Origin of the sequence: Thauera propionica, assembly GCF_002245655.1 — a bacterium.
Lineage (GTDB): Bacteria > Pseudomonadota > Gammaproteobacteria > Burkholderiales > Rhodocyclaceae > Thauera > Thauera propionica.
Window position 1 is genome coordinate 487,146 of the sequence record NZ_NOIH01000003.1, and the last position, 21,466, is coordinate 508,611.

Here is a 21,466-nt window from a genome sequence, read left to right on the forward strand (position 1 = left end):
GCCATGCACAAATGCGAACGGCGCCACAAACCGGCTGAAGGTTTGTGAGCGCCGTTGATCGGTTGCCGAGCCTGGCCCTCGCAGGTTCAGTCGGGGTCGCAGCGCTCCTCGGCAGGGGGCGAATTGTATCGGCTCACGCCGAGACTTGCCAAGCGCGAAAGTGGCTTGTCGACAGGGACTTACCAGTAGGGAAAGAAGGGATGCGGCGGGAAGAAGGGATGCCGGTAGTACGGGTGCGGGTAGCCCCACCCGCCCCAGAACGGCCCTTCGCGCGGATAGACGTAGGTCTGGCTCGTCCGCACCACCTTGCCGTCGATGAAATGCACGTTGAACAGCGTGGCAATGCCCGGGCCGTAGTTGCGTACGTTCCAGTCCCACACCTCCTCGCCCGACAGGCGGAAGGTCTGCTCCGAACGATGCTCGCCGAGCAGGCGGTCGACCTCCTCGCGCGTCATGCCCTTCTGCACCCGCATCAGGTTCTCGTCGTCGAGCGCATCCCACTGCCGCAGCACGATGCCACCCTGGTCGATCTGCACCATCAGGCAGCTGCGCCCATAAGGCTGGGTCGCATATTCGAGCGTGGTCGTGCCGTCCTCGTTCTGCCAGCGCCGCGTGGGTTCGCCCTTGGCCGCCAGGGTCTCGGCCTCGGTGGTGAAGGGACGCGGCGGCGCAAACGTCATGCAGCCGGCCAGCTGCAGCGCGACCGCCACAAACAGCAACATGCCGATCCCGCGCAGCAGGCGCAGTGGCAACAGGTTGAAGACACTCATGGTCTTCCTCCGCTCAGCGTCGATATTGCGTGTAACGGCCGGTGCCGACCACACGGCCATCGGTATTGAACGACACGGTGAAGAACACCGGCTCGCTGGTCCCGGCAAAGCCATGGCTGATCTTCCACTCCCACACGGTCTCATGCTTGAGCTGGAAGAACTGGCTGCGCGCCGGCTTGCCGAGCAGACGGCGTACCTCGTCGCCATTCATGCCATTGACCACGCGGGCGAAGTTCTGTTCGTTCAGCACCTGATCGATCTGACGCAGGATGTCGTCCGGCCCGATCGTGATCATGAAGCACTCGATCCCCTCGGGCTGGCGCGTGTATTCCCAGGTGACCGAACCGTCCTCGTTCTTCCACTCCATCCTCGGCGGACCGAAGCGCTCGCGCACCTCCATCGCCGTCGACACGCCGGGCTTCAGCTCGCGCAGGTTGAAGTAGTCGCAGGCCGTTATTCCCACCGCGGACAGCAGCGCACACAGCCAGGCAAGCAGGCGTTTCATCCCTTGGTTTCCCCCAATCGCGGGCGCCTGCCGGGCGGCAGGGCACTGGGCTAGAATCCGCCATCACCCTGGGTTTTGCAACGCCCTCGCGGTGACTCTTTGCAACGTTCGGAGACATCAATGAAGAAGACCCTGCTTGCACTCGCCCTGGTCAGCGCCGGCTTCGCCGCGCACGCCCAGACCGTCGTCAAGATCGGCCACGCCGGCCCGCTGACCGGCCCGATCGCCCATATCGGCAAGGACGGCGAAAACGGTGCCCGCCTGGCGATCGAGGACGCCAACGCCAAGGGCCTCACCATCGGCGGCAAGGCCGTCAAGTTCGAGCTGGTCAGCGAGGACGACCAGGCCGACCCGCGCACCGCCACCACCGCTGCGCAGCGCCTCACCGACGCGGGGGTCGCCGGCGTGATCGGCCACACCACCTCGGGCGCCTCCATCCCCGCCTCTCGCGTGTACGAGCAGGCCGGCGTGCCGGTGATCACCCCGTCCTCGACCAGCCCCAAGCTGACCCAGCAGAACTACAAGGTCACCTACCGCGTCATCGCCAACGACCTGCAGCAGGGCGAGGCCATGGCCAAGTACGCCATCGAGACACTGAAGGTGAAGAAGTTCGCCATCATCGACGACCGCACCGCCTACGGCCAGGGCCTGGCCGACGCCTTCGCCGAAAACGTCAAGAAGATGGGCGGCGAAGTGGTGGGTCGCGAGTTCACCAACGACAAGGCCACCGACTTCACCGCCATCCTCACCAAAATCAAGGCCCGCACGCCCGACGCCGTGTTCTACGGCGGCATGGACGCGCAGGGCGCCCCGATGCTGCGCCAGATGCGCCAGCTCGGCATCGCCGCCACCTTCCTCGGCGGCGACGGCAACTGCACGGCCGAGATGGTGAAGCTGGCTGGCGACGCGATGAACGACAAGGTCTTCTGCACCCAGGCCGGCATCCCGCTGTCGATGATGCCGGGCGGCAGCGAGTTCCTGTCGCGCTTCAAGCAGCGCTTCAACGCCGAAGTCCAGCTCTACGCCCCCTACAGCTACGACGCCGCCAGCGCACTGATCGAAGGCATGAAGGCTGCCGACTCGACCGATCCGGCCAAGTACCTCGCGGCCATGCAGAAGGTGAGCTTCAAGGGCGTCACCGGCAACATCGCCTTCGACGCCAAGGGCGACATCAAGGAAGGCGGCGTGAGCCTGTACGGCTACGCGAACGGGAAGTGGGAGCCGCTGAAGTAAGCGCGGCACTATGCGCGAGGGCACCATGACGGTGCCCTCGCACACGATGGGTGCGACGGAACGGGGGCGCAGATGGCGCCCCCGTTCTCGTTTACACGCTCGTTGAACCCAGACAGCGACCGCGATCAGGGTTATCCGCAAGTGGCATGAATTGTGCAATGCATCACCCCTGTTCGACGCACTGTCAGGTCCGGACGCGTTGCGTCATGAAGGTTCGACGCACGACTGCTGATGGACAGGGCATTTTTCGCCGCATTGCAGCAACACAGGACGGCTCAGCGCCATGAGGGTGTGCGTGCCTGCGCCCCGTTTTTGTGCAGAATACGCAAACTTTTGTCACAGATCCGGCTCCCGCCGGGGTGGCAGGAGGAGAAGGGGGCCGGGAACAACGGCCCCGACGAGGGAGACAAGGCCTCGCAGATGCGTCGGACAACAACCAATCAGCCATCACTTGCGTTCGCTGGAGGATCAAGCATGAAGAAGAGCATCGTTGCAATTGCGGTCATGAGCATCGGGCTGGGTGCAGCCCACGCCCAGGAAGTCGTCAAGCTCGGCAGCGCCGCGCCGCTGACTGGCACCATTTCGCACCTCGGCAAGGACCTGGAGAACGGCAGCCGCATGGCGGTCGACGCGGTCAATGCCCAGGGCGGCGCCGACATCGGCGGCAAGAAGGTGAAGTTCCAGCTCGTCGGCGAGGATGACCAGGCCGACCCGCGCACCGGCACCACGGTGGCCCAGCGCCTGGTGGATGCGGGCGTGAAGGGGGTGATCGGCCACCTGAACTCCGGCACCTCGATTCCGGCTTCGCGCATCTACGACCAGGGTGGCGTGCCGCAGATCTCGCCGGCTTCGACCAACCCGAAGCTGACGCAGCAGAACTTCAAGGGCGTGTTCCGCACCATCGCCAACGACGTACAGCAGGGCGGCGCGCTCGGCACCTTTGCGGTGAAGACGCTCGGCGCCACCAAGGTGGCGATCATCGACGACCGCACCGCCTACGGCCAAGGCCTGGCGGACGAGACCGACAAGGCAGTCAAGGCCGCCGGTGCCCAGGTCGTGGCGCGTGAATTCACCACCGACAAGGCCACCGACTTCAACGCCATCCTGACCAAGATCCGCGCCACCAACCCGGACGTGATCTTCTTCGGCGGCATGGATGCGCAGGCCGGCCCGATGCTGCGCCAGCTCAAGCAGCTCGGCATCAACGCCAAGTTCCTGACCGGCGACGGCGGCTGCAGCCCCGAGATGATCAAGCTCGCCGGCGACGCGATCAACTCGACCACCTACTGCTCGATGGCCGGCCTGCCGCTCGACAAGATGCCGGGTGGCGCCAAGTTCCGCGCGGACTACAAGGCGCGCTTCAACGGCGAGGTCCAGCTCTACGCGCCCTACGCCTACGACGCCGCGATGGCGATCATCAAGGCCATGGAAAAGGCCGGCTCCGTCGAGCCCGCCAAGTACCTGCCCGAGCTGAAGAAGATCAGCTTCGACGGCGTCACCGGCAACGTCTCGTTCGACGACAAGGGCGACATCAAGGAAGGTGCGGTGACCATGTACCAGTTCAAGGACGGTACCTGGGTCGCGCTGTAAGCCTGATCCCGACCCTCACGCCCTGGCGTGAGGGGCAAGGCCTGGGGCACGCCCCACCGGACGCACCCAGACCTTGCCCCTCGAGCCCGCGCGCCTTCACCCGACGCCCGGGCCATTCAAACTTTCCCGAAAGCGCTACAAGCCCCCAATGGAAACCCTCATCCAGCAACTGATCAACGGCCTGGTGATCGGCAGCGTCTACGCGCTGATCGCTCTGGGCTACACGATGGTCTACGGCATCCTAGGCCTCATCAACTTCGCGCACGGTGACGTGCTGATGGTCGGCGCGCTGACCGCGCTGCAGACCATGATGTTCCTGATGGGTGTCGCGCCCGGCATGTCGCCGATCGCGATGCTGACGATCGCGCTGATGGTGGCGATCCCTGTGAGCATGACGATCGGCTTCCTGATGGAACGGCTCGCCTACCGGCGCCTGCGCAACGCGCCGCGCCTGGCGCCGCTGATCACCGCGATCGGCATGTCCTTCCTGCTGCAGACGCTGGCAATGATCATCTGGGGGCGCAACTACCACACTTTCCCGCAGCTGATCTCGACCACGCCGCTGGAGCCGATCGCCGGCGTCTTCATCACCCCGGTGCAGGTCGTCATCATCCTCGCCTCGGCCGCGATCATGATCGGCCTGTCGCTGCTGGTGACCCGCACCAAGATCGGCCGCGCGATGCGCGCCACCGCCGAGAACCACCGCGTCGCCAGCCTGATGGGCGTCGACACCAACGCGGTGATCGCCTTCACCTTCGTCGTCGGCGCCGCGCTGGCCGCCGTGGCGGGCGTGATGTACGCCAGCAACTACGGCATCGCGCATTACGGCATGGGCTTCATGCCCGGCCTCAAGGCCTTCACCGCTGCCGTACTCGGCGGCATCGGCAACCTGGGCGGCGCCATGCTCGGCGGCATCGTGCTGGGCCTGGTCGAGTCCTTCGGTGCCGGCTACATCGAACACATGACCTTCGGCTTCCTGAACTCGTCCTACCAGGACATCTTCGCCTTCATCATCCTGGGCCTGGTGCTGATCTTCAAGCCCACCGGCCTGCTCGGCGAACGCGTGTCGGACCGGGCCTGAGGAGGCAGTACAACCATGAACGAACTCGTCTCCGCCGTCCCCTACCTGGGCAAGCGCAACCCGATGGCCGCGCGCTGGCTCATCATCATCATCGCCCTGGTGGCGCCGATCATCGCCTGGCAGTTCGGCAAGAGCTGGGTGCGCATCCTGGACTTCGCACTGCTGTACATGATGCTGGCGCTGGGGCTGAACCTGGTGGTGGGCTTCGCCGGCCTGCTCGACCTGGGCTACATCGCCTTCTATGCGGTGGGCGCCTACACCTTCGCCTTCCTCGCCTCGCCGCACTTCGACATCCACATGCCGTTCTGGCTGGTCTTGCCACTGGGGGCGGCCTTCGCCGCACTGGCGGGAATCATGCTGGGCTTTCCAGTCCTGCGATTACGAGGAGACTACCTCGCGATCGTGACCCTGGGCTTCGGCGAGATCATCCGCATCTTCATGCTGAACCTGAACTACCCGATCAACATCACGAACGGGCCGCAGGGCATCAACATGATCGACCCGATCAACCTGTTCGGCTGGGACCTGTCGCGCAACCTGCAGGTCACCGAAACCTTTTCGATCAACTCGCTGTTCCTGTACTACTACTTCTTCCTGCTGTGCGTGGCGGGCTCGATCCTGTTCATCCAGCGCCTGCAGATCTCGCGCGTGGGCCGCGCCTGGGCGGCGATGCGTGACGACGAGCTGGCGGCCAAGGCCATCGGCATCAACACGCGCAACATGAAGCTGCTGGCGTTCTCGCTCGGCGCCACTTTCGGCGGTGTGGCCGGCGCGCTGTTCGGCGCCTTCCAGGGTTTCGTCAGCCCCGAGAGCTTCAGCCTGATGGAATCCATCGCCGTGCTGACGATGGTGGTGTTCGGCGGCATGGGCAACATCGCCGGCGCCATTGTCGGCGCCTTCGTGCTCGCCCTGCTGCCCGAAATCCTGCGTGACGTCGCCGTGCCGCTGCAGCAGACGCTGTTCGGCACCGTGATCCTCGACCCTGAAGTCCTCCGCATGCTGCTGCTGTCGCTTGCCATGATCCTGATGATGCTGCTTCGTCCCTCGGGCATGATCCCCGCCCGCGCCCGCTACGCCCACCGCGAGAACATGAAGCAGGAGGGCGCGCAGTGATCACCCTGCTCGAAGCCCGCAACATCGGCAAACGCTTCGGTGGCCTGCAGGCACTGACCGACGTGTCGCTGACCATCCGCAAGGGCGAAGTCTATGGCCTGATCGGCCCCAACGGCGCTGGCAAGACCACCTTCTTCAACGTGCTGACCGGCGCCTACACGCCGGACGGCGGCGAGTTCGTGTTCAACGGCAGCGAGCTGCCCGCAGGCAAGCCGCACAAGATCGTCGGCCGCGGCATCGCCCGCACCTTCCAGAACATCCGCCTGTTCCGCGACCTCACCGCGCTCGAGAACGTCATGGCCGGCCACCACATCCGCACCAAGGCGGGCGTGTGGGGCATCCTGACGCAGAACCGCTTCACCCGCGAGGAGGAGCGCCTGACCACCCAGCGCGCGTACGAGCTGCTGGACTACGTCGGCATCGGCCGCTTCGCCGACGTGGTGTCGAAGAACCTGTCCTACGGCGACCAGCGCCGACTCGAGATCGCCCGCGCGCTGGCCACCGAGCCGCAGCTGCTGGCGCTCGACGAACCGGCCGCCGGCATGAACGCCACCGAGACCGGCCAGCTCAAGCTGCTGATCGAACAGATCCGCCACGACGGCATCACCGTGATGCTGATCGAGCACGACGTGAAGCTGGTGATGGGCCTGTGCGACCGGGTCGCGGTGTTGGACTTCGGCAAGAAGATCGCCGAAGACGTGCCCGCCGTGGTGCAGAAGAACGAAGCGGTCATCGCCGCCTACCTGGGCGGAGGCAAGCATGCACACTAATCCCACCTCTCCGCTGCTGCAGCTGCAGAACCTGCAGATTTCCTACGGCGGCATCCAGGCCGTCAAGGGCATCGACCTCGACCTGTGGGCCGGCGAACTCGTCTGCCTGATCGGCGCCAACGGCGCCGGCAAGACCACCACGCTGAACGCCATCGCCGGCGTGCTGCCCCTCGCCGGCGGCGACATCCTTTACGCCGGCGACCGGATGAACACCGTGCCGGCACACAAGCGCCTGCGCAAGGGCATTGCGCTGGTGCCCGAAGGGCGCGGCATCTTCACCCGCCTGACGGTGGAAGAGAACCTGCGCATGGGTGCCTACACGCGCAACGACAAGGCGGGCATCGAGGCCGATCTGGAGCGGGTCTACACCATGCTGCCGCGCGTCAAGGAACGCCTGCACCAGGTCGCCGGCACGCTATCGGGCGGTGAGCAGCAGATGGTGGCCATCGGCCGCGCGCTGCTGTCGCGCCCGAAGCTGCTGCTGCTGGACGAGCCCTCGATGGGCCTGGCGCCGCTGGTGGTCGAGAAGATCTTCGAGGTCGTTCAGTCGGTGGCCCGCGAAGGCGTGACCATCCTGCTGGTGGAGCAGAACGCCAACCTGGCGCTGGAGTTCGCCCAGCGCGGCTACGTGATGGAGTCGGGCAAGATCACGCTGACCGGCACCGGCGAGGAATTGCTGGCCGACCCGAAGGTGCGCGAGGCCTACCTGGGCGAGATTGCCTGATCCCGGCCCGGCCCGCAGAACAGCGCGGGCGGGGTCGTCCATTCGTTGTTCTGAATATAATCCTGCGCCAAAGGAGAACAACGCATGAAGCACATCACCCCCAAGGAGGCCTACGCCTTCCTGCAGGCGAACCCGGAAGCGCTGCTGATCGACGTGCGCAGCGAGATCGAGTACCTCTTCGTCGGCCATCCGGTCGGCGCGATCCACGTCTCGTGGAACGACGGCCCGGACTGGGACGTTAACCCGCACTTCGTCGGCGAGGTCAAGAAGCTGGCCGGCAACGGCGGCAAGCGCCCGATCCTGCTGATCTGCCGTTCGGGCAACCGTTCCGAGACGGCGGGCAATGCGCTGCTCGAGGCCGGCTTCGAAGAGGTCTACAACGTGCAGCACGGCTTCGAAGGCGAGTTGGACGAACGCCACCACCGCAATTCGGTCAGCGGCTGGCGTTTCGACGGCCTGCCCTGGGAGCAGTGCTGAAGCGCTGAGCGCAAGGCCGCACGCCTTGTCAGCGCCCATCCAGGCTGCGGCGGTACTGGATCGCCTCCGCCACATGGGCCGCACCCGGCTGCGCAGCCCCCGCCATGTCCGCCAGCGTGCGCGCCACCCGCAGAATGCGGTGATAGGCTCGCGCGGACAGATCCAGCCGGCTCATCGCCTGCTGCAACAGCGCGGCACCCGCAGTGTCCGGCAGGCAGAAGCGCTCCACGCCGCGGCTGTCGAGCCGCGCATTGACGTCTCCCTGGCGTTCCATCTGCTGCGCCCGCGCCTGCACCACCCGCGCCCGTACTTCCGCTGACGAGGCCGCCGGCGTCGCCGCGGCCAGTTCCTCATGCGCCAGGACCGGAACCTCGACCACCAGGTCGATGCGGTCCAGCAGCGGTCCGGAGAGTTTGCCGCGATAGCGGGCAACCTGTTCAGGTGTGCACCGGCAGGGCTTGCGCGGGTGTCCCGCATAGCCGCAGGGACACGGGTTCATCGCCGCGACCAGCTGGAAACGGGCGGGAAACTCCGCGCGCCGGCGCGCGCGCGACACGCTGATATGGCCCGTTTCCAGCGGTTCGCGCAGGGACTCGAGCACCCGGCGGTCGAACTCGGGCAGCTCGTCGAGGTAGAGCACGCCGTTGTGAGCCAGCGAGATTTCGCCCGGCCGCGGCGTTGCCCCGCCGCCGACCAGCGCCGCGGCCGAGGCGGAATGATGCGGGCTGCGGAAGGGCCGCTGGGCCCAGCGTGACGCATCGAAACTGCCCTCGAGCGAGCACACGGCCGCGGTCTCGAGCGCCTCACCCTCCAGCATCGGCGGCAGCAGGCCGGGCAGCCGCTGCGCCAGCATGGACTTGCCCGTGCCCGGCGGACCGAACAGCAGCAGGGAGTGTGCCCCCGCGGCAGCCACCTCAAGGGCGCGGCGCGCCTGAAGCTGCCCGCGCACATCGGCAAGGTCAGGACCACTCGTCGCTGCAGCGGCGGGGTTGTCGAACGCTGCGGGCTGCAGTGGCGTGTGACCGTTGAGATGGGCCGCCACCGCGCACAGGCTGCCCGCCGGCAGCACGGTCGCCGAACGCGCCAGCGCCGCTTCGGGGGCGTTGGCCGTCGCCACCACCAGGCCGCGTCGCGCACGTCCGGCGGCCAGCGCGACTGCCAGCACGCCACGCACCGCGCGCAACTCGCCATTCAGCGACAGCTCGCCACAGAACTCCAGTCCATCGAGCAGCCGGCCGGCGACCTGGCCGGAGGCGACCAGGATGCCGATCGCGATTGCCAGGTCGAATCGCCCGCCCTCTTTCGGCAGATCGGCCGGCGCCAGATTGACGGTGATGCGCCGCTGCGGGAACTCGAACTGCGAGGTCTGAAGGGCCGCGCGGACCCGGTCGCGCGCCTCGCGCACCTCGGTGTCGGGCAGGCCGACGAGGCTGAACGCAGGCAGACCGTTGGCCAGATGCACCTCGACCGTGACCTCGGGGGCGTCGAGACCGTCGAGTGCGCGGCTGCGCACGAGTGCAAGCGACATGCGGTTCTCCAGGCTGGGCGGGGCGCCAGTCTAGCGGAGAATGCATCAATGACAAACAGATAAGCCGGACAGCATGCCCGGCACCGGCGATCAGGCCGGCTTGTCGCCCTCGCCGGCAAGGCGACGCTCGAGCTCGGCGACGCGGGCTTCAAGATCGGCAACCTTCTGGCGCGCGTGGGCCAGCACCTCGCGTTGCACTTCGAATTCCTCGCGGGTCACGAGGTCAAGCTTGCCGAAGGCGCTGCCGAGCATCGCCTTGACGTTCTTCTCGATGTCGCGGGCGGGGCTGTTGGCCGCCAGTTCGGAAAGTTTGGAGCCGATTTCGTCGAGAAAGCGCGGAGTAGCCATGATCGGTATTGAAATGCCGGTTGCGAACGGCGCAAGTCTAGCACGCCCACCGAGACCACCCCGCGTCGACTCCGTGCGTGGCACCAGCGACGATGCACCACATCAGTGCATGACGACCCGCTTTCGTGCGCGAATGGATTGCGCACCGCAACACGACGACCCGAAAAATGCCGCCATACAACGTGAAAGCCGCATGAACAGTGGATTTCACGAATCTGGCACGGCGTCTGCTAAGGGTTGTGCGTCGAAACCCCTCATCTGTCTCAGGAGAAAACAACCATGCACAAGACCCTTGTCGCCGCCGCTGTCGCCGCAGCCCTTCCCTTCGCGGGCACCGTCCACGCCGAGGAGAGCCCCTTCTCCGCCAACGTCGGCATCGTGTCGGACTACGCCTATCGCGGCATCAGCCAGACCGACGAGCGCCCGGCGCTGCAGGGCGGCTTCGACTATGCGCACTCGAGCGGCTTCTACGTCGGCGTGTGGGGCTCGAACGTGTCCTGGCTCAATGACGTCGACACCACCGATTCGACCGGTAACAGTCTGGAGATCGACCTCTATGCCGGCTACAGCGGCGAGGCCGGCCCCATCGGCTACGACGTCGGCCTGCTGCAGTACTACTACCCGGGCAGCTACAGCTCGACCTGGAAGAACGAGACCGGGCTGACCAAGCCGAACACGCTGGAAGGCTACATCGGGCTGTCGTGGGAGTTCCTGTCGTTCAAGTACTCCTACTCCTTCACCGACCTGTTCGGCCTGCCTGACTCGGAAGGCAGCCAGTACTACGACCTGGGCGTGTCCTACGAGCTGGGCGGCGGCTTCAACCTCGACGCGCACTACGGCTACAACGACCTCAAGGGCGGTGACGACTACAAGGACTGGAAGCTCGGCGTGACCAAGGAGTTCGGTGGCTTCGAGTTCGGCCTGCACTACGTCGACACCGACATCAAGGACCTCGATCTCGCCGACGACCGCTTCATCCTGTCCGTCAGCAAGTCCTTCTGACCCCCCGCCAGTTGAACGGGAGAAAACCATGAAATTCATCGCTGCAATCATCAAGCCCTTCAAGCTCGACGAGGTGCGCGAGGCACTGTCCGCCATCGGCGTGCAGGGCATCACCGTCACCGAGGTCAAGGGCTTCGGCCGCCAGAAGGGCCACACCGAGCTCTACCGGGGCGCCGAGTACGTCGTCGATTTCCTGCCCAAGGTGAAGGTCGAGGCCGCCGTTTCCGACGACATCCTGGACCAGGCGATCGAGGCCATCGAGAAGGCCGCCGCTACCGGCAAGATCGGCGACGGCAAGATCTTCGTCTTCGAACTGGAACAGGCCATCCGCATCCGCACCGGCGAAACCGGCCCGGACGCGCTGTAAGGGAGAACATCAAAATGAAGAAACGCTTTGCACTTCTGCCGGCACTGGCCCTCGGGGGCGCACTGGCCGGCGTATCGGGCGGCGCCTTCGCCCAGGAAGCAGCCGCAGCGGCGGTCGAGGTCAACAAGGGCGACGTAGCCTGGATCATGACCGCCACCCTGCTCGTGCTGATGATGGCCCTTCCCGGCCTGGCGCTGTTCTACGGCGGCCTGGTGCGCGCCAAGAACATGCTGTCGGTGCTGATGCAGGTCATGACTGTGTTCTCGCTGAACGCCCTGCTGTTCGCCATCTACGGCTACAGCCTGGCCTTCACCGAGGCCAGCCCCTTCATCGGCTCGCTGGACAAGATCTTCCTGTCCGGGGTGACGATCGACTCGCTCGCCGACACCTTCACCGAAACCGTGAAGCTGCCGGAATTCGCGTTCATCGCCTTCCAGGCCACCTTCGCCGGCATCACCGGTGCGCTCATCGTCGGCGCCTTCGCCGAACGCATGAAGTTCTCCGCGGTGCTGATCTTCTCGGTGATCTGGTTCACCTTCTGCTACCTGCCGATCTGCCACATGGTGTGGGGTCCGGGCGGCTACCTGCTGGAAGACGGCGCGCTCGACTTCGCGGGCGGCACCGTGGTGCACATCAACGCCGGTGTCGCCGGCCTGGTGGGTGCCTACATGGTGGGCAAGCGCATCGGCTTCGGTCGCGAATCGATGGCGCCGCACAGCCTGACGCTGACCATGGTCGGTGCCTCGCTGCTGTGGGTGGGCTGGTTCGGTTTCAACGCCGGCTCCAACCTCGAAGCCACCTCGGGTGCCGCGCTGGCCTTCATCAACACCCTGGTCGCCACGGCTGCCGCCGTGCTGGCCTGGTCGCTGGGTGAAGCGCTGCTGAAGGGCAAGCCCTCGATGCTGGGTGCGGCGTCGGGTGCGGTGGCTGGTCTGGTCGCCATCACCCCGGCCTGCGGTTCGGTCGGCCCGATGGGCGCCATCGTGATCGGCCTGCTGTCCGGCTTCATCTGCCTGTGGGGCGTGAATGGCCTGAAGCACATGCTCGGTGCGGACGACGCGCTCGACGTGTTCGGCGTGCATGGCGTGGGCGGCATCGTCGGCGCCATCCTGACCGGCGTGTTCGCAGCCCCGTCGCTCGGCGGCACCGGTGGCGAGGACTTCGCGATGGGCGCCCAGGTTTGGATCCAGACCTGGAGCGTGATCATCACCATCGTGTGGTCCGCCGTCGTGGCCTTCGTCGCCTACAAGATCGCGGACGTCCTGGTCGGCCTGCGTGTGCCGGAAGAAGAGGAACGCGAGGGCCTGGACATCACGGCCCACGGCGAAACGGCCTACCGCGTCTGAACGTCAAAACGTGTCACCTGCGGAGCCGGTCCTCCCCGGCTTCGATTTAGCGCGGCGCCCCTCGGGGCGCCGTTTTTTTGTGGGCAGCACACCGCAGGCGGCATGCCACCCGGGGCTCGGTTGTCACGCCAGCGCCGCGTCGGTGTCCATCAATACCGCGCTGCCCGCGCGTGCGGCGCGCATCAGCATCGCGGTCTCCGGGAAGAGGCGGGCGAAGTAGAAACGCGCGGTCTGCAGCTTGGCGGTGTAGAAGGGGTCGGTGCTGCCGGCGGCGATCTTCTTCAGCGCCACCGAAGCCATCAGGGCGAAGAAGTAGCCATAGACCAGGTGACCGGCCACACGCAGGTAGGGCACCGCGGCGGCACCGGCCTCGTCCGGGTTCTGCAGGGCCTTCATGCCGATCTCGGTGGTGAACTTGGTCATCTTCTCTCCGAGCTCGGCGAGCGGGTGGATGAACTCGGCCATCTTCTCGTTGGCACCCTCCGTTTCCACCAGCGCCGCTACCAGGCGGGCGAACTTCTTCAGCGTGGCGCCGTTGTTGCCGAGCACCTTGCGGCCGAGCAGATCCAGGCTCTGCACGGTGTTGGTGCCCTCGTAGATCATGTTGATGCGGGCATCGCGCACGAACTGCTCCATGCCCCATTCCTTGATGTAGCCGTGACCGCCGAACACCTGCATGCACTCGTTGGTGGCTGCAAAGCCGTTATCGGTGACGAAGGCCTTGGCGATCGGGGTCAGCAGCGCGAGCAATTCGGCGCTGTCCCGGCGCACCTTCTCGTCCGGATGGTGCAACTCCTTGTCCGACAGCACGGCACAGAAGCACAGCAGCGCGCGCGCGCCTTCAGCGTAGGCCTTGGCGGTGAGCAGCATGCGGCGCACATCGGGATGCACGATGATCGGGTCGGCCGGCTTGTCCGCAGCCTTGGGGCCAGTGAGGCTGCGCATCTGGATGCGTTCCCTGGCGTAGGCAAGCGCGTTCTGGAAGGCGACCTCGGTCAGCCCAAGGCTCTGGTTGCCCACGCCCAGGCGGGCGGCGTTCATCATCACGAACATCGCCTGCAGGCCCTTGTTGGGCTCGCCAACCAGGGTGCCGATCGCGCCCTCGAGCACCATCTGGCAGGTGGCGTTGCCGTGGATGCCCATCTTGTGCTCCAGGCCACCGCAGTGGATGCCGTTACGCGTACCGAGCGAGCCGTCGGCATTGACCAGGTACTTGGGCACGACGAACAGCGAGATGCCCTTGCTACCGGAAGGCGCATCGGGCAGGCGCGCGAGCACCAGATGCACGATGTTGGCGGCGAGGTCGTGCTCCCCGGCGCTGATGAAGATCTTCTCGCCGGTGATGCGGTAGGTGCCGTCGCCCTGCGGCTCGGCCTTGGTGCGCAGCAGACCGAGATCGGTGCCGCAGTGCGGCTCGGTCAGGCACATGGTGCCGGTCCATTCGCCGCTGGTCAGCTTGGGCAGATAGAGCGCCTTCTGCGCGGGCGAACCATGCGCGTGCAAGGCATCGTAGGCGCCGTGCGACAGGCCGGGATACATGGTCCAGGACTGGTTGGCGCTGTTGAGCATCTCGTACAGACACTGGTTGAGCACGATGGGCAGCCCCTGGCCGCCATGCTCGGGATCGCAGGCGAGCGCAGGCCAGCCACCGTCGACGTACTGCGCATAGGCCTCCTTGAAGCCTTTGGGCGCGCTCACCTCGTGCGTGGCGCGGTCGAGCGTGCAGCCTTCGGTGTCGCCGCTGACGTTGAGCGGGAAGACAACCTCGGCCGCGAACCTGCCAGCCTCTTCCAGCACCGCGTTGAAGGTTTCGACGTCGAGTTCGGCGTGCGGCGGACAGACCTGGAGTTGGCCGACGGCGTCGAGCACCTCATGGAGGACGAACTGCATGTCGCGCAGGGGCGGCGTGTATTGGGGCATCGCGGGGTCTCCTTCGGGTGGAATCGAAGACGGCCGCCTTGAGACGGCCGTTCGTTAATCAAACGTTCGTTTTATTTTATAGAAGGATAAATCGATGTCAAACGACCGTTTGAATCGACTTGCACCACGTGAGCTGGACCGTCACGGTGAGGCATGCGCCCTGTGGCTGGGCGCACCAACAAAAAGGGCGACCCGAAGGTCGCCCTGCTCGTACGCTCATCGTCCCGGCATGGACGCCGGGCCGGACGCTCAGGCCCGCGGCACCGGCACGCCGGGATTGACGCACAGCGCCTGATTGAGGGCCACGATCGCCTTCTTGTAGTCGCCGCGCTCGATGATGAACTGCATGTTCACCTGACGCAGGGTCTGCGACACGCAGTTGACGTTGACGCCCGCGTCGGCAAGCGTCTGCGCCGCGCGCGCGAGCACGCCGGGAATGCTGATGTTGGAGCCGATCGCGCACACGATGGCGCTGGGCTTCACGGTCACCACTTCGTAGCGCGCCTCGAGTTCGGCGATGAGTGCCGGCGTCACCGAGCTTTCCCACAGCACGTGGGCGATCGAGTTGGCGTTGGTCGCCTTCAGAATGTAGGAGATATCGTGCTGGCAGAAGATCTCCATCAGCCCGAGGTCGAAGCCGACGGTGCCCACCATGCTGGGGTCGTGGATCTCGACCAGCGTGACCTTGTCGCTGCCGGTCACCATCTCGACGCGGGCGCGTTCGCCAACGTAGTCCTTGGTGATCAGCGTGCCCGGATGATCGGGCTCGAAGGTGTTCTTCAGCCGGATCGCGATGCCCGCCAGTTCGATCGGCTTGGCCGCCTTCGGGTGGATCGCCTCCATGCCGACGTCGGCGAGCTGGTCGGCGACGTCGTAGTTGGTCGCGCCCACGACCACCGCATTCTCGAGCCCGACCACGTTGGGGTCGGCCGAGGACAGGTGGAACTCCTTGTGGATGACGGCTTCGGCGGGACGCAGCTCGACGGCGATCTTGCTGAAGGTGACCTCGGAGTAGCCGCGGTCGAACTCGCGCATGATGCCTTCGGTGCCCTTGGTGTAACCGGTGGCGACGATGACGTTATTGGCGAGATCCAGGCCCTTGAAGCTGTTGTGGATGCGTTCATCGATGCTCCAGGCCTCATCGTCGTGGAAGCCGGCCAGGTCCAGCAGGATGGCGTTGACGCCATTGGCCTTGAGCATCTCGACGCTGTTGAACGCGCTGTGCGATTCGCCGATCGAGGCCAGCACCTCGCGCGCGGCCAGCAGCACGTCCTTGCGGCTGATGTAGCCGCTGGCGAGCACGTGGTGCATCGCGTCGAGGTACTTCTTGACCTCGCCGATGCGGGTGTCGACGAAGGCGTCGGCCACGTCCAGCGGCAGGCCGAGTTCGGCAAAACCGGCGTTGAGCTTCTTCAGGCTGACCGCCAGGCCGTCGAGCGCGGCATGGTAGTCCGCACCGTCGGCAAACAGGGCGTAGATGCCGGGCTCGCCGGTCTTCTTGTGCTCCAGCAGCTGGTTCGTCACGCCCGAGTAGGCGGACACCACGTAGATGCGCCCGTAGATGCGCGACTTGTCGTGGAGCATGATGTGGCGCAGCACGTCGCCGAATGCCGACATCGACGTGCCACCGATTTTCTCGACCGTGAGCATGTTTTTTCCCGAGTTTTGCATGAGGTGTATCCCAGTTCTTTTTGCGGACCGCCCGAAACCCGACATCGTATTGTCTCGACGGGGATTTGGACATAGGCGGACCACGGTCCCGGCCGCGCGGTGCGCAGCTGCCGCGCCGATCGCTCAGCGGAACACGATGGTCTTGTTGCCGTGCACCAGCACCCGGTCTTCCAGGTGGTAACGCAGGCCGCGTGCCAGCACGGTCTTCTCGATGTCCTTGCCGTAGCGCACCATGTCCTCAACCGCGTCCGAGTGATCGATGCGGATCACGTCCTGCTCGATGATCGGTCCCTGGTCGAGGTCGGCGGTGACGTAGTGGCAGGTCGCGCCGATCAGCTTGACGCCCTTGGCCCAGGCCTGGTGGTAGGGCTTGGCGCCGACGAAGCTGGGCAGGAAGCTGTGATGGATGTTGATGATGCGGCCCGGATACGCGGCGCACAGCTCCGGCGACAGGATCTGCATGTAGCGCGCAAGCACCATGGTGTCGCCGCGCACTTCCTCGAAGATGCGCTGCACTTCGGCGTAGGCCGAGGCCTTGTTGTCGGCGGTCACCGGCACGTGGTGAAAGGGAATGCCGTGCCACTCGACGAAACCGCGGAAGGTGTCGTGGTTGGAGATCACGCACGGGATCTCGATATCGAGCTCCTTGGACTGCCAGCGCGCGAGCAGGTCGTACAGGCAGTGCTCCTGCTTGCTCACCAGCATCACCACGCGCTTCTTGACCGCGGAGTCGCTGATCTTCCACTCCATTTCGAGCTCTTCGGCCAGGGGCCGGAAGCGCTCGCGGAACTCGGCGAGGTGGAAGGGCAGCGAGTCGGCCTTGATCTCGATGCGCATGAAGTAGCGGCCGACCGTATTGTCGTCCTGCGGCGGCTCGGCGTGCAGCGAGGTCTCGAGGATCCAGCCCTTGTGCTCGGCGATGAAGCCGGAGACCTTGGCGACGATGCCGACGCGGTCGGGGCAGGAGGCGGACAGGGTGTAGAAGCGTTCGCGGTGCATGGTCTCGATCAGCCGGCGCGGGCGAATGCCTTGTCGATTTCGGCGCGCAGTGCGGCGTAGTCACGCACCACCGGATACTGCGGGAACTCGCGCACGACGTTCTCCGGCGGATGGAACAGGATGCCGCCGTGGGCTTCGCCCAGCATCGCGGTGTCGTTGTAGGAGTCGCCCGCAGCCACGACCTTGAAGTTCAGTTCCTTGAAGCGCCTGACGGCCTCGCGCTTCTGGTCGGGCATGCGCAGATGGTAGTTGACCAGGATGCCCTCGGCGTTGGCCTCGAGGCTGTGGCAGAACAGCGTCGGCAGGCCGAGCTGCTTCATCAGCGGCTTGGCAAACTCGTAGAAGGTGTCGGACAGGATCACGACCTGATAGGTATCGCGCAGGTCATCGAGGAAAGCGCGCGCGCCTTCCATCGGGCCCATGCTGGCGATCACGTCCTGGATGTCGGGCAGCCCGAGCTTCTTCTCCGCCAGGATGTTCAGGCGGTACTTCATCAGCGTGTCGTAGTTGGGCTCGTCGCGGGTGGTGCGGCGCAGCTCGGGAATGCCGGTACGTTCGGCGAATTCGATCCAGATTTCGGGGACCAGCACACCTTCGAGGTCGAGACAGACGATACGCACCGGATGCTCCTGCGGACAAGAATTTGGCGAAGGCGCGATTCTAGCATTCGCCTCCGGCGCGGGCGCGGCGCGGGCAAGCCGCATGCCGGATGTGGACAACTTCTCGCTTCGGGCAAAGTCGCCGTGGCGACCCAGGCCCGCGAATCGGATAATTCTGGCAAATCCAGACCAGACTCCACATGATCAAGCTCATCCCGATCGAGAAGCTCCAGCCCGGCATGTATATCCACGACCTGAACTGCGGGTGGATGGAGCATAACTTTCTGCGCAACCGCTTCGCGGTGAAGTCCGACGAGGACGTCACCAAGGTGCGCGAACTGGGTGTGCACGAGATCTACATCGACACCGCGCAAGGGCTCGATGTCGAGGAGGCGCCGACGCAGGAAGAAGCCGCCCACAAGGTGGACGAGGTGCTCGAAGCGATCGCCACCGACGCTGCGGCGCCGGTTCGGCGCGTCTCGGTGCAGCGGGAGGTGGAACGCGCCCGCAACCTTCATAGCGAAGCCAACCGCATCGTGCGCGACATGATGGGCGACATCCGGCTGGGCAAGCAGATCCAGCTCGAGCAGATCGAGCCGCTGGTCGAGCGCATCGTCGACTCGATCTTCCGCCAGCAGGACGCGATGCTGCCGCTGGCGCGGCTCAAGGACCACGACGAATACACCTTCCAGCACTCGGTCTCGGTATGCACGCTGATGACCTCGTTCGCGCGCACGCTGGAACTGCCCCGCGACATCATCCACGAGATCGCCGTCGGCGCCCTGCTGCACGACGTGGGCAAGGCCAAGGTGCCCGACGATATCCTGAACAAGCCGGCCAAGCTCACCGACGCCGAGTTCGTCAAGATGAAGAGCCACGTCGTGCAGAGCAAGATCATCCTGCAGGGCACGCCGGGCATCAGCCAGATCGCGCTGGACGTGGCGGCGCAGCACCACGAGCGCTTCGACGGCACCGGCTACCCGAACAAGCTCAAGGGCGACGAGATCAGCCTCTACGGCCAGATGGGCGCGATCGTCGACGTGTATGACGCGATCACCTCCAACCGCGTCTATCACAAGGGCATGGCGCCCACCGAGGCGCTGCGCAAGCTGCTGGAGTGGAGCAAGTTCCACTTCAACCCGACGCTGGTGCAGGCCTTCATCCGCGCCGTGGGCATCTATCCCACCGGCTCGCTGGTACGCCTCGAAAGCCGCCGCCTGGCCGTGGTGCAGGCGCAGAACCCCGAGAATCTGATGCAGCCGGTGGTGAAGGTGATCTTCCACACCCGCGGCTACTACCTGACGCCCGAGACGGTGGACCTGCGCCACTCGCAGGACCGCATCGTCGGCCACGAGGACTTCGAAGCCTGGGACATCGACCCCGCGCGCTGGCTGCCGGAATAGGCCATCGGCAGCAGGCTGCGAGGTCGCCCGCTTCAGTCGGCGGGAATCGCCTCCAGCGCCTCGTGCAGGTCCAGCCAGCGCAGCTCGGCCTCCTCGATGCGCCCGGCGAGTTCGGCCTGGCGCTTGTTGAGCGCCGGCACCTCACCCGCCTGCGGGCCGGTATAGAACGCCGGATCGGCGAGCTGCGCGTCGATCTCGGCCTTTTCCTTGTTCCACGCCGCCAGGCGCTTGTCGATCTGCTCGATCTCCTTCACCAGCGGCCGGCGCGCCACCAGGCGCGCCTGGCGGTCGGCGGCGGCCTGCACGCGGTCGGCCTTGCGTGCCGCCTTGTCGGCGGCCTGGTCGGGACAGGCCGCCGCCGCGGCCACCTCGGCACGCCGGGTGGCGAGCCAGTCGCGGTAGTCGTCGAGGTCGCCGTCGAAGGGCTGGATGCGCCCGCCGTCGACCAGCAGGAAGCGGTCGCAGGTGGCACGCAGAAGCGCGCGATCGTGCGACACCAGCACCATTGCGCCCTCGTAGTCCTGCAGCGCCATGGTCAGCGCGTGGCGCATCTCGAGGTCGAGGTGGTTGGTCGGCTCGTCGAGCAGCAGCAGGTTGGGCCGCTGCCAGATCAGCAGCGCGAGCGCAAGACGCGACTTCTCGCCGCCCGAGAACGGCCCGCAGGGGGTGGTCGCAGGCGTCGAAGTGCCACCCACGCCGTCGCCACGGAAGTCGAAACCGCCGAGGTAGTCGCGCAGTTCCTGCTCGCGCGTCTGCGGGTCGAGGCGCACCATGTGCTGCAGCGCGGACTCGTCCGGGCGCAAGGTCTCGAGCTGGTGCTGGGCGAAGTAGCCGGTGGCGAGGCCCTTGCCCTCCAGGCGGCGGCCAGTGGCAAGTCGAAGCTCGTGCGCGAGCAGCTTGATCAGTGTCGACTTGCCGGCGCCGTTGCGCCCGAGCAGGCCGACGCGCTCGCCGGGGCGCAGCGTGAGCGTGATGCGTTCCAGCACCGTCTTGTCGCCGTAGCCCACCGCACCGTCCTCGATCTGCAGCAAGGGGTCGGGCGCCGGCGGCGCGTCGCGGAAAGCGAAGCTGAAGGGCGTGTCCACATGCGCCGCGGCGATGCGCTCCATGCGCTCGAGCGCCTTGATCCGGCTCTGCGCCTGGCGCGCCTTGGTCGCCTTGGCGCGGAAGCGGCGGATGTAGTCTTCCATGTGCGCGATGTCGCGCTGCTGCTTCTCGAACATCGCCTGCTGCTGCAACAGGCGCTCGCCGCGCTGGCGCTCGAAGTCGGAGTAGCCGCCGGTGTAGAGGGCGAGCTTCTGCTGCTCGATGTGGGCGATATGGGTCACGCAGGCGTCGAGGAACTCGCGGTCGTGCGAGATCAGCAGCAAGGTGCCCCGATAGTCGCGCAGCCAGGCCTCGAGCCAGATCACCGCGTCGAGGTCGAGGTGGTTGGTGGGCTCGTCGAGCAGCAGCAGGTCGGACCGGCACATCAGCGCCTGCGCCAGGTTCAGGCGCATGCGCCAGCCGCCGGAGAAATCGGACACCGGACGCTCGATGTCGGCGGGCAGGAAGCCGAGGCCGTCAAGCAGTGCCGCCGCGCGCGCGCGCGCCGCATAGCCACCGATCTCGTGCAGGCGGGCGTGGAGCTCTCCGATATGCGAGCCGTCGTGGGCCGCCTCGGCTGCCGCCAACTCGGCCTCGATGCGGCGCAGCTCGGCATCGCCGTCGAGCACATAGTCGATCGCCGGCTGCGACAAGCCGGGTGTTTCCTGCGCGACGTGGGCGATCACCCAGCCGGGCGGCATGTCGAGGTCGCCCTGGTCGGGGTGGAGCTGGTCGCGCAGCATGGCGAACAGGCTGGACTTGCCACTGCCGTTGGCGCCGGTGAGGCCGACCTTCCAGCCGGGGTGGATCTGCAGCGAGGCGCCCTCGATGAGGACCTTGGCGCCGCGCGCGAGGCGCAAATTGCGAAGACTGATCACGAACGGATACACGGCCGCAGGGCCGCGAAAGCAGGTAAAGGCGCTATTCTACGCGC

Annotated in this window: 20 protein-coding genes and 1 riboswitch; of the genes, 11 read left to right on the forward strand and 9 right to left on the reverse strand. The window is 66.0% G+C overall.

Going from position 1 to position 21,466, the window contains the following annotated elements:
• Window positions 1–39: 39 nt before the first annotated feature.
• Window positions 40–116: riboswitch (S-adenosyl-L-homocysteine riboswitch) on the reverse strand.
• A gap of 63 nt (window positions 117–179) precedes the next feature.
• Both CGK74_RS03700 and CGK74_RS03705 read right to left on the reverse strand, forming a co-directional pair.
• The gene (locus CGK74_RS03700) at window positions 180–770 is read right to left on the reverse strand and encodes a hypothetical protein (protein WP_094267147.1); all 591 of its coding nucleotides are present in this window, start codon (window positions 768–770) and stop codon (window positions 180–182) included.
• A gap of 13 nt (window positions 771–783) precedes the next feature.
• Entirely contained in the window at window positions 784–1,275 is a 492-nt protein-coding gene (locus CGK74_RS03705; RefSeq protein WP_094267148.1) for a hypothetical protein, read from the reverse strand.
• Window positions 1,276–1,395: 120 nt separating this feature from the next.
• Here CGK74_RS03705 and CGK74_RS03710 point away from each other — a divergent pair, with 120 nt between their 5' ends.
• The 7 genes from CGK74_RS03710 (at window position 1,396) to CGK74_RS03740 (ending at window position 8,263) form a co-directional block, all read left to right on the forward strand.
• A complete protein-coding gene (locus CGK74_RS03710) occupies window positions 1,396–2,508 on the forward strand; it encodes a branched-chain amino acid ABC transporter substrate-binding protein (protein ID WP_094267149.1) in 1,113 nt (370 codons plus the stop codon).
• Between the two features lie 474 nt (window positions 2,509–2,982).
• Window positions 2,983–4,098, forward strand: coding sequence for a branched-chain amino acid ABC transporter substrate-binding protein (locus CGK74_RS03715; RefSeq protein ID WP_094267150.1), 1,116 nt, complete (start codon window positions 2,983–2,985; stop codon window positions 4,096–4,098).
• 148 nt (window positions 4,099–4,246) lie between these two features.
• Window positions 4,247–5,179 (forward strand): branched-chain amino acid ABC transporter permease, encoded by a 933-nt coding sequence (locus CGK74_RS03720; RefSeq protein ID WP_094267151.1) that lies wholly within the window; start codon window positions 4,247–4,249, stop codon window positions 5,177–5,179.
• 15 nt (window positions 5,180–5,194) lie between these two features.
• Window positions 5,195–6,292 (forward strand): ABC transporter permease subunit, encoded by a 1,098-nt coding sequence (locus CGK74_RS03725; protein ID WP_094267152.1) that lies wholly within the window; start codon window positions 5,195–5,197, stop codon window positions 6,290–6,292.
• Entirely contained in the window at window positions 6,289–7,062 is a 774-nt protein-coding gene (locus CGK74_RS03730; RefSeq protein ID WP_094267153.1) for an ABC transporter ATP-binding protein, read from the forward strand. Before CGK74_RS03725 ends, CGK74_RS03730 begins: the two co-directional genes overlap by 4 nt.
• The gene (locus tag CGK74_RS03735; RefSeq protein ID WP_094267154.1) at window positions 7,052–7,786 is read left to right on the forward strand and encodes an ABC transporter ATP-binding protein; all 735 of its coding nucleotides are present in this window, start codon (window positions 7,052–7,054) and stop codon (window positions 7,784–7,786) included. Before CGK74_RS03730 ends, CGK74_RS03735 begins: the two co-directional genes overlap by 11 nt.
• Window positions 7,787–7,870: 84 nt before the next feature.
• On the forward strand, window positions 7,871–8,263 hold the full coding sequence (locus tag CGK74_RS03740) for a rhodanese-like domain-containing protein (protein WP_094267155.1): 393 nt from the start codon (window positions 7,871–7,873) through the stop codon (window positions 8,261–8,263).
• A gap of 28 nt (window positions 8,264–8,291) precedes the next feature.
• Here the strand turns inward: CGK74_RS03740 and CGK74_RS03745 are convergent, their stop codons facing one another.
• Window positions 8,292–9,791, reverse strand: coding sequence for a YifB family Mg chelatase-like AAA ATPase (locus CGK74_RS03745; RefSeq protein ID WP_094267156.1), 1,500 nt, complete (start codon window positions 9,789–9,791; stop codon window positions 8,292–8,294).
• Window positions 9,792–9,881: 90 nt separating this feature from the next.
• On the reverse strand, window positions 9,882–10,139 hold the full coding sequence (locus CGK74_RS03750; protein ID WP_094267157.1) for an accessory factor UbiK family protein: 258 nt from the start codon (window positions 10,137–10,139) through the stop codon (window positions 9,882–9,884).
• 279 nt (window positions 10,140–10,418) lie between these two features.
• On the opposite strand from CGK74_RS03750, the gene CGK74_RS03755 reads away from it, so the two are divergent.
• From CGK74_RS03755 to CGK74_RS03765, 3 genes are read left to right on the forward strand one after another with little or no spacing between them, the layout of a single operon-like run.
• Window positions 10,419–11,141, forward strand: a complete 723-nt coding sequence (locus CGK74_RS03755) for a TorF family putative porin (RefSeq protein WP_094267158.1) — start codon at window positions 10,419–10,421, stop codon at window positions 11,139–11,141.
• Between the two features lie 28 nt (window positions 11,142–11,169).
• Window positions 11,170–11,508, forward strand: coding sequence for a P-II family nitrogen regulator (glnK, locus tag CGK74_RS03760; protein WP_094267159.1), 339 nt, complete (start codon window positions 11,170–11,172; stop codon window positions 11,506–11,508).
• A 14-nt stretch (window positions 11,509–11,522) separates the two neighbouring features.
• Window positions 11,523–12,854 carry an ammonium transporter gene (locus tag CGK74_RS03765; protein ID WP_206186169.1) on the forward strand — a complete coding sequence of 444 codons (1,332 nt, stop codon included), beginning with the start codon at window positions 11,523–11,525 and terminating at the stop codon, window positions 12,852–12,854.
• 123 nt (window positions 12,855–12,977) lie between these two features.
• Here CGK74_RS03765 and CGK74_RS03770 read toward each other — a convergent pair whose 3' ends face one another.
• The 4 genes from CGK74_RS03770 to thrH all read right to left on the reverse strand — a co-directional run bounded on the left by CGK74_RS03770 (window position 12,978) and on the right by thrH (window position 18,064).
• Window positions 12,978–14,774: an acyl-CoA dehydrogenase C-terminal domain-containing protein gene (locus tag CGK74_RS03770; protein WP_094267160.1), complete on the reverse strand. Its 1,797-nt coding sequence runs from the start codon at window positions 14,772–14,774 to the stop codon at window positions 12,978–12,980.
• Between the two features lie 249 nt (window positions 14,775–15,023).
• Window positions 15,024–16,424: an aspartate kinase gene (locus tag CGK74_RS03775; RefSeq protein WP_094267161.1), complete on the reverse strand. Its 1,401-nt coding sequence runs from the start codon at window positions 16,422–16,424 to the stop codon at window positions 15,024–15,026.
• Window positions 16,425–16,568: 144 nt separating this feature from the next.
• Window positions 16,569–17,444 carry a formyltetrahydrofolate deformylase gene (gene purU, locus CGK74_RS03780; RefSeq protein ID WP_094267162.1) on the reverse strand — a complete coding sequence of 292 codons (876 nt, stop codon included), beginning with the start codon at window positions 17,442–17,444 and terminating at the stop codon, window positions 16,569–16,571.
• 8 nt (window positions 17,445–17,452) lie between these two features.
• Window positions 17,453–18,064 (reverse strand): bifunctional phosphoserine phosphatase/homoserine phosphotransferase ThrH, encoded by a 612-nt coding sequence (thrH, locus tag CGK74_RS03785; RefSeq protein ID WP_094267163.1) that lies wholly within the window; start codon window positions 18,062–18,064, stop codon window positions 17,453–17,455.
• Between the two features lie 179 nt (window positions 18,065–18,243).
• On the opposite strand from thrH, the gene CGK74_RS03790 reads away from it, so the two are divergent.
• Window positions 18,244–19,446: an HD-GYP domain-containing protein gene (locus CGK74_RS03790; RefSeq protein WP_094267164.1), complete on the forward strand. Its 1,203-nt coding sequence runs from the start codon at window positions 18,244–18,246 to the stop codon at window positions 19,444–19,446.
• A gap of 32 nt (window positions 19,447–19,478) precedes the next feature.
• Here CGK74_RS03790 and CGK74_RS03795 read toward each other — a convergent pair whose 3' ends face one another.
• A complete protein-coding gene (locus CGK74_RS03795) occupies window positions 19,479–21,410 on the reverse strand; it encodes an ATP-binding cassette domain-containing protein (RefSeq protein ID WP_094267436.1) in 1,932 nt (643 codons plus the stop codon).
• Window positions 21,411–21,466: the final 56 nt, after the last annotated feature.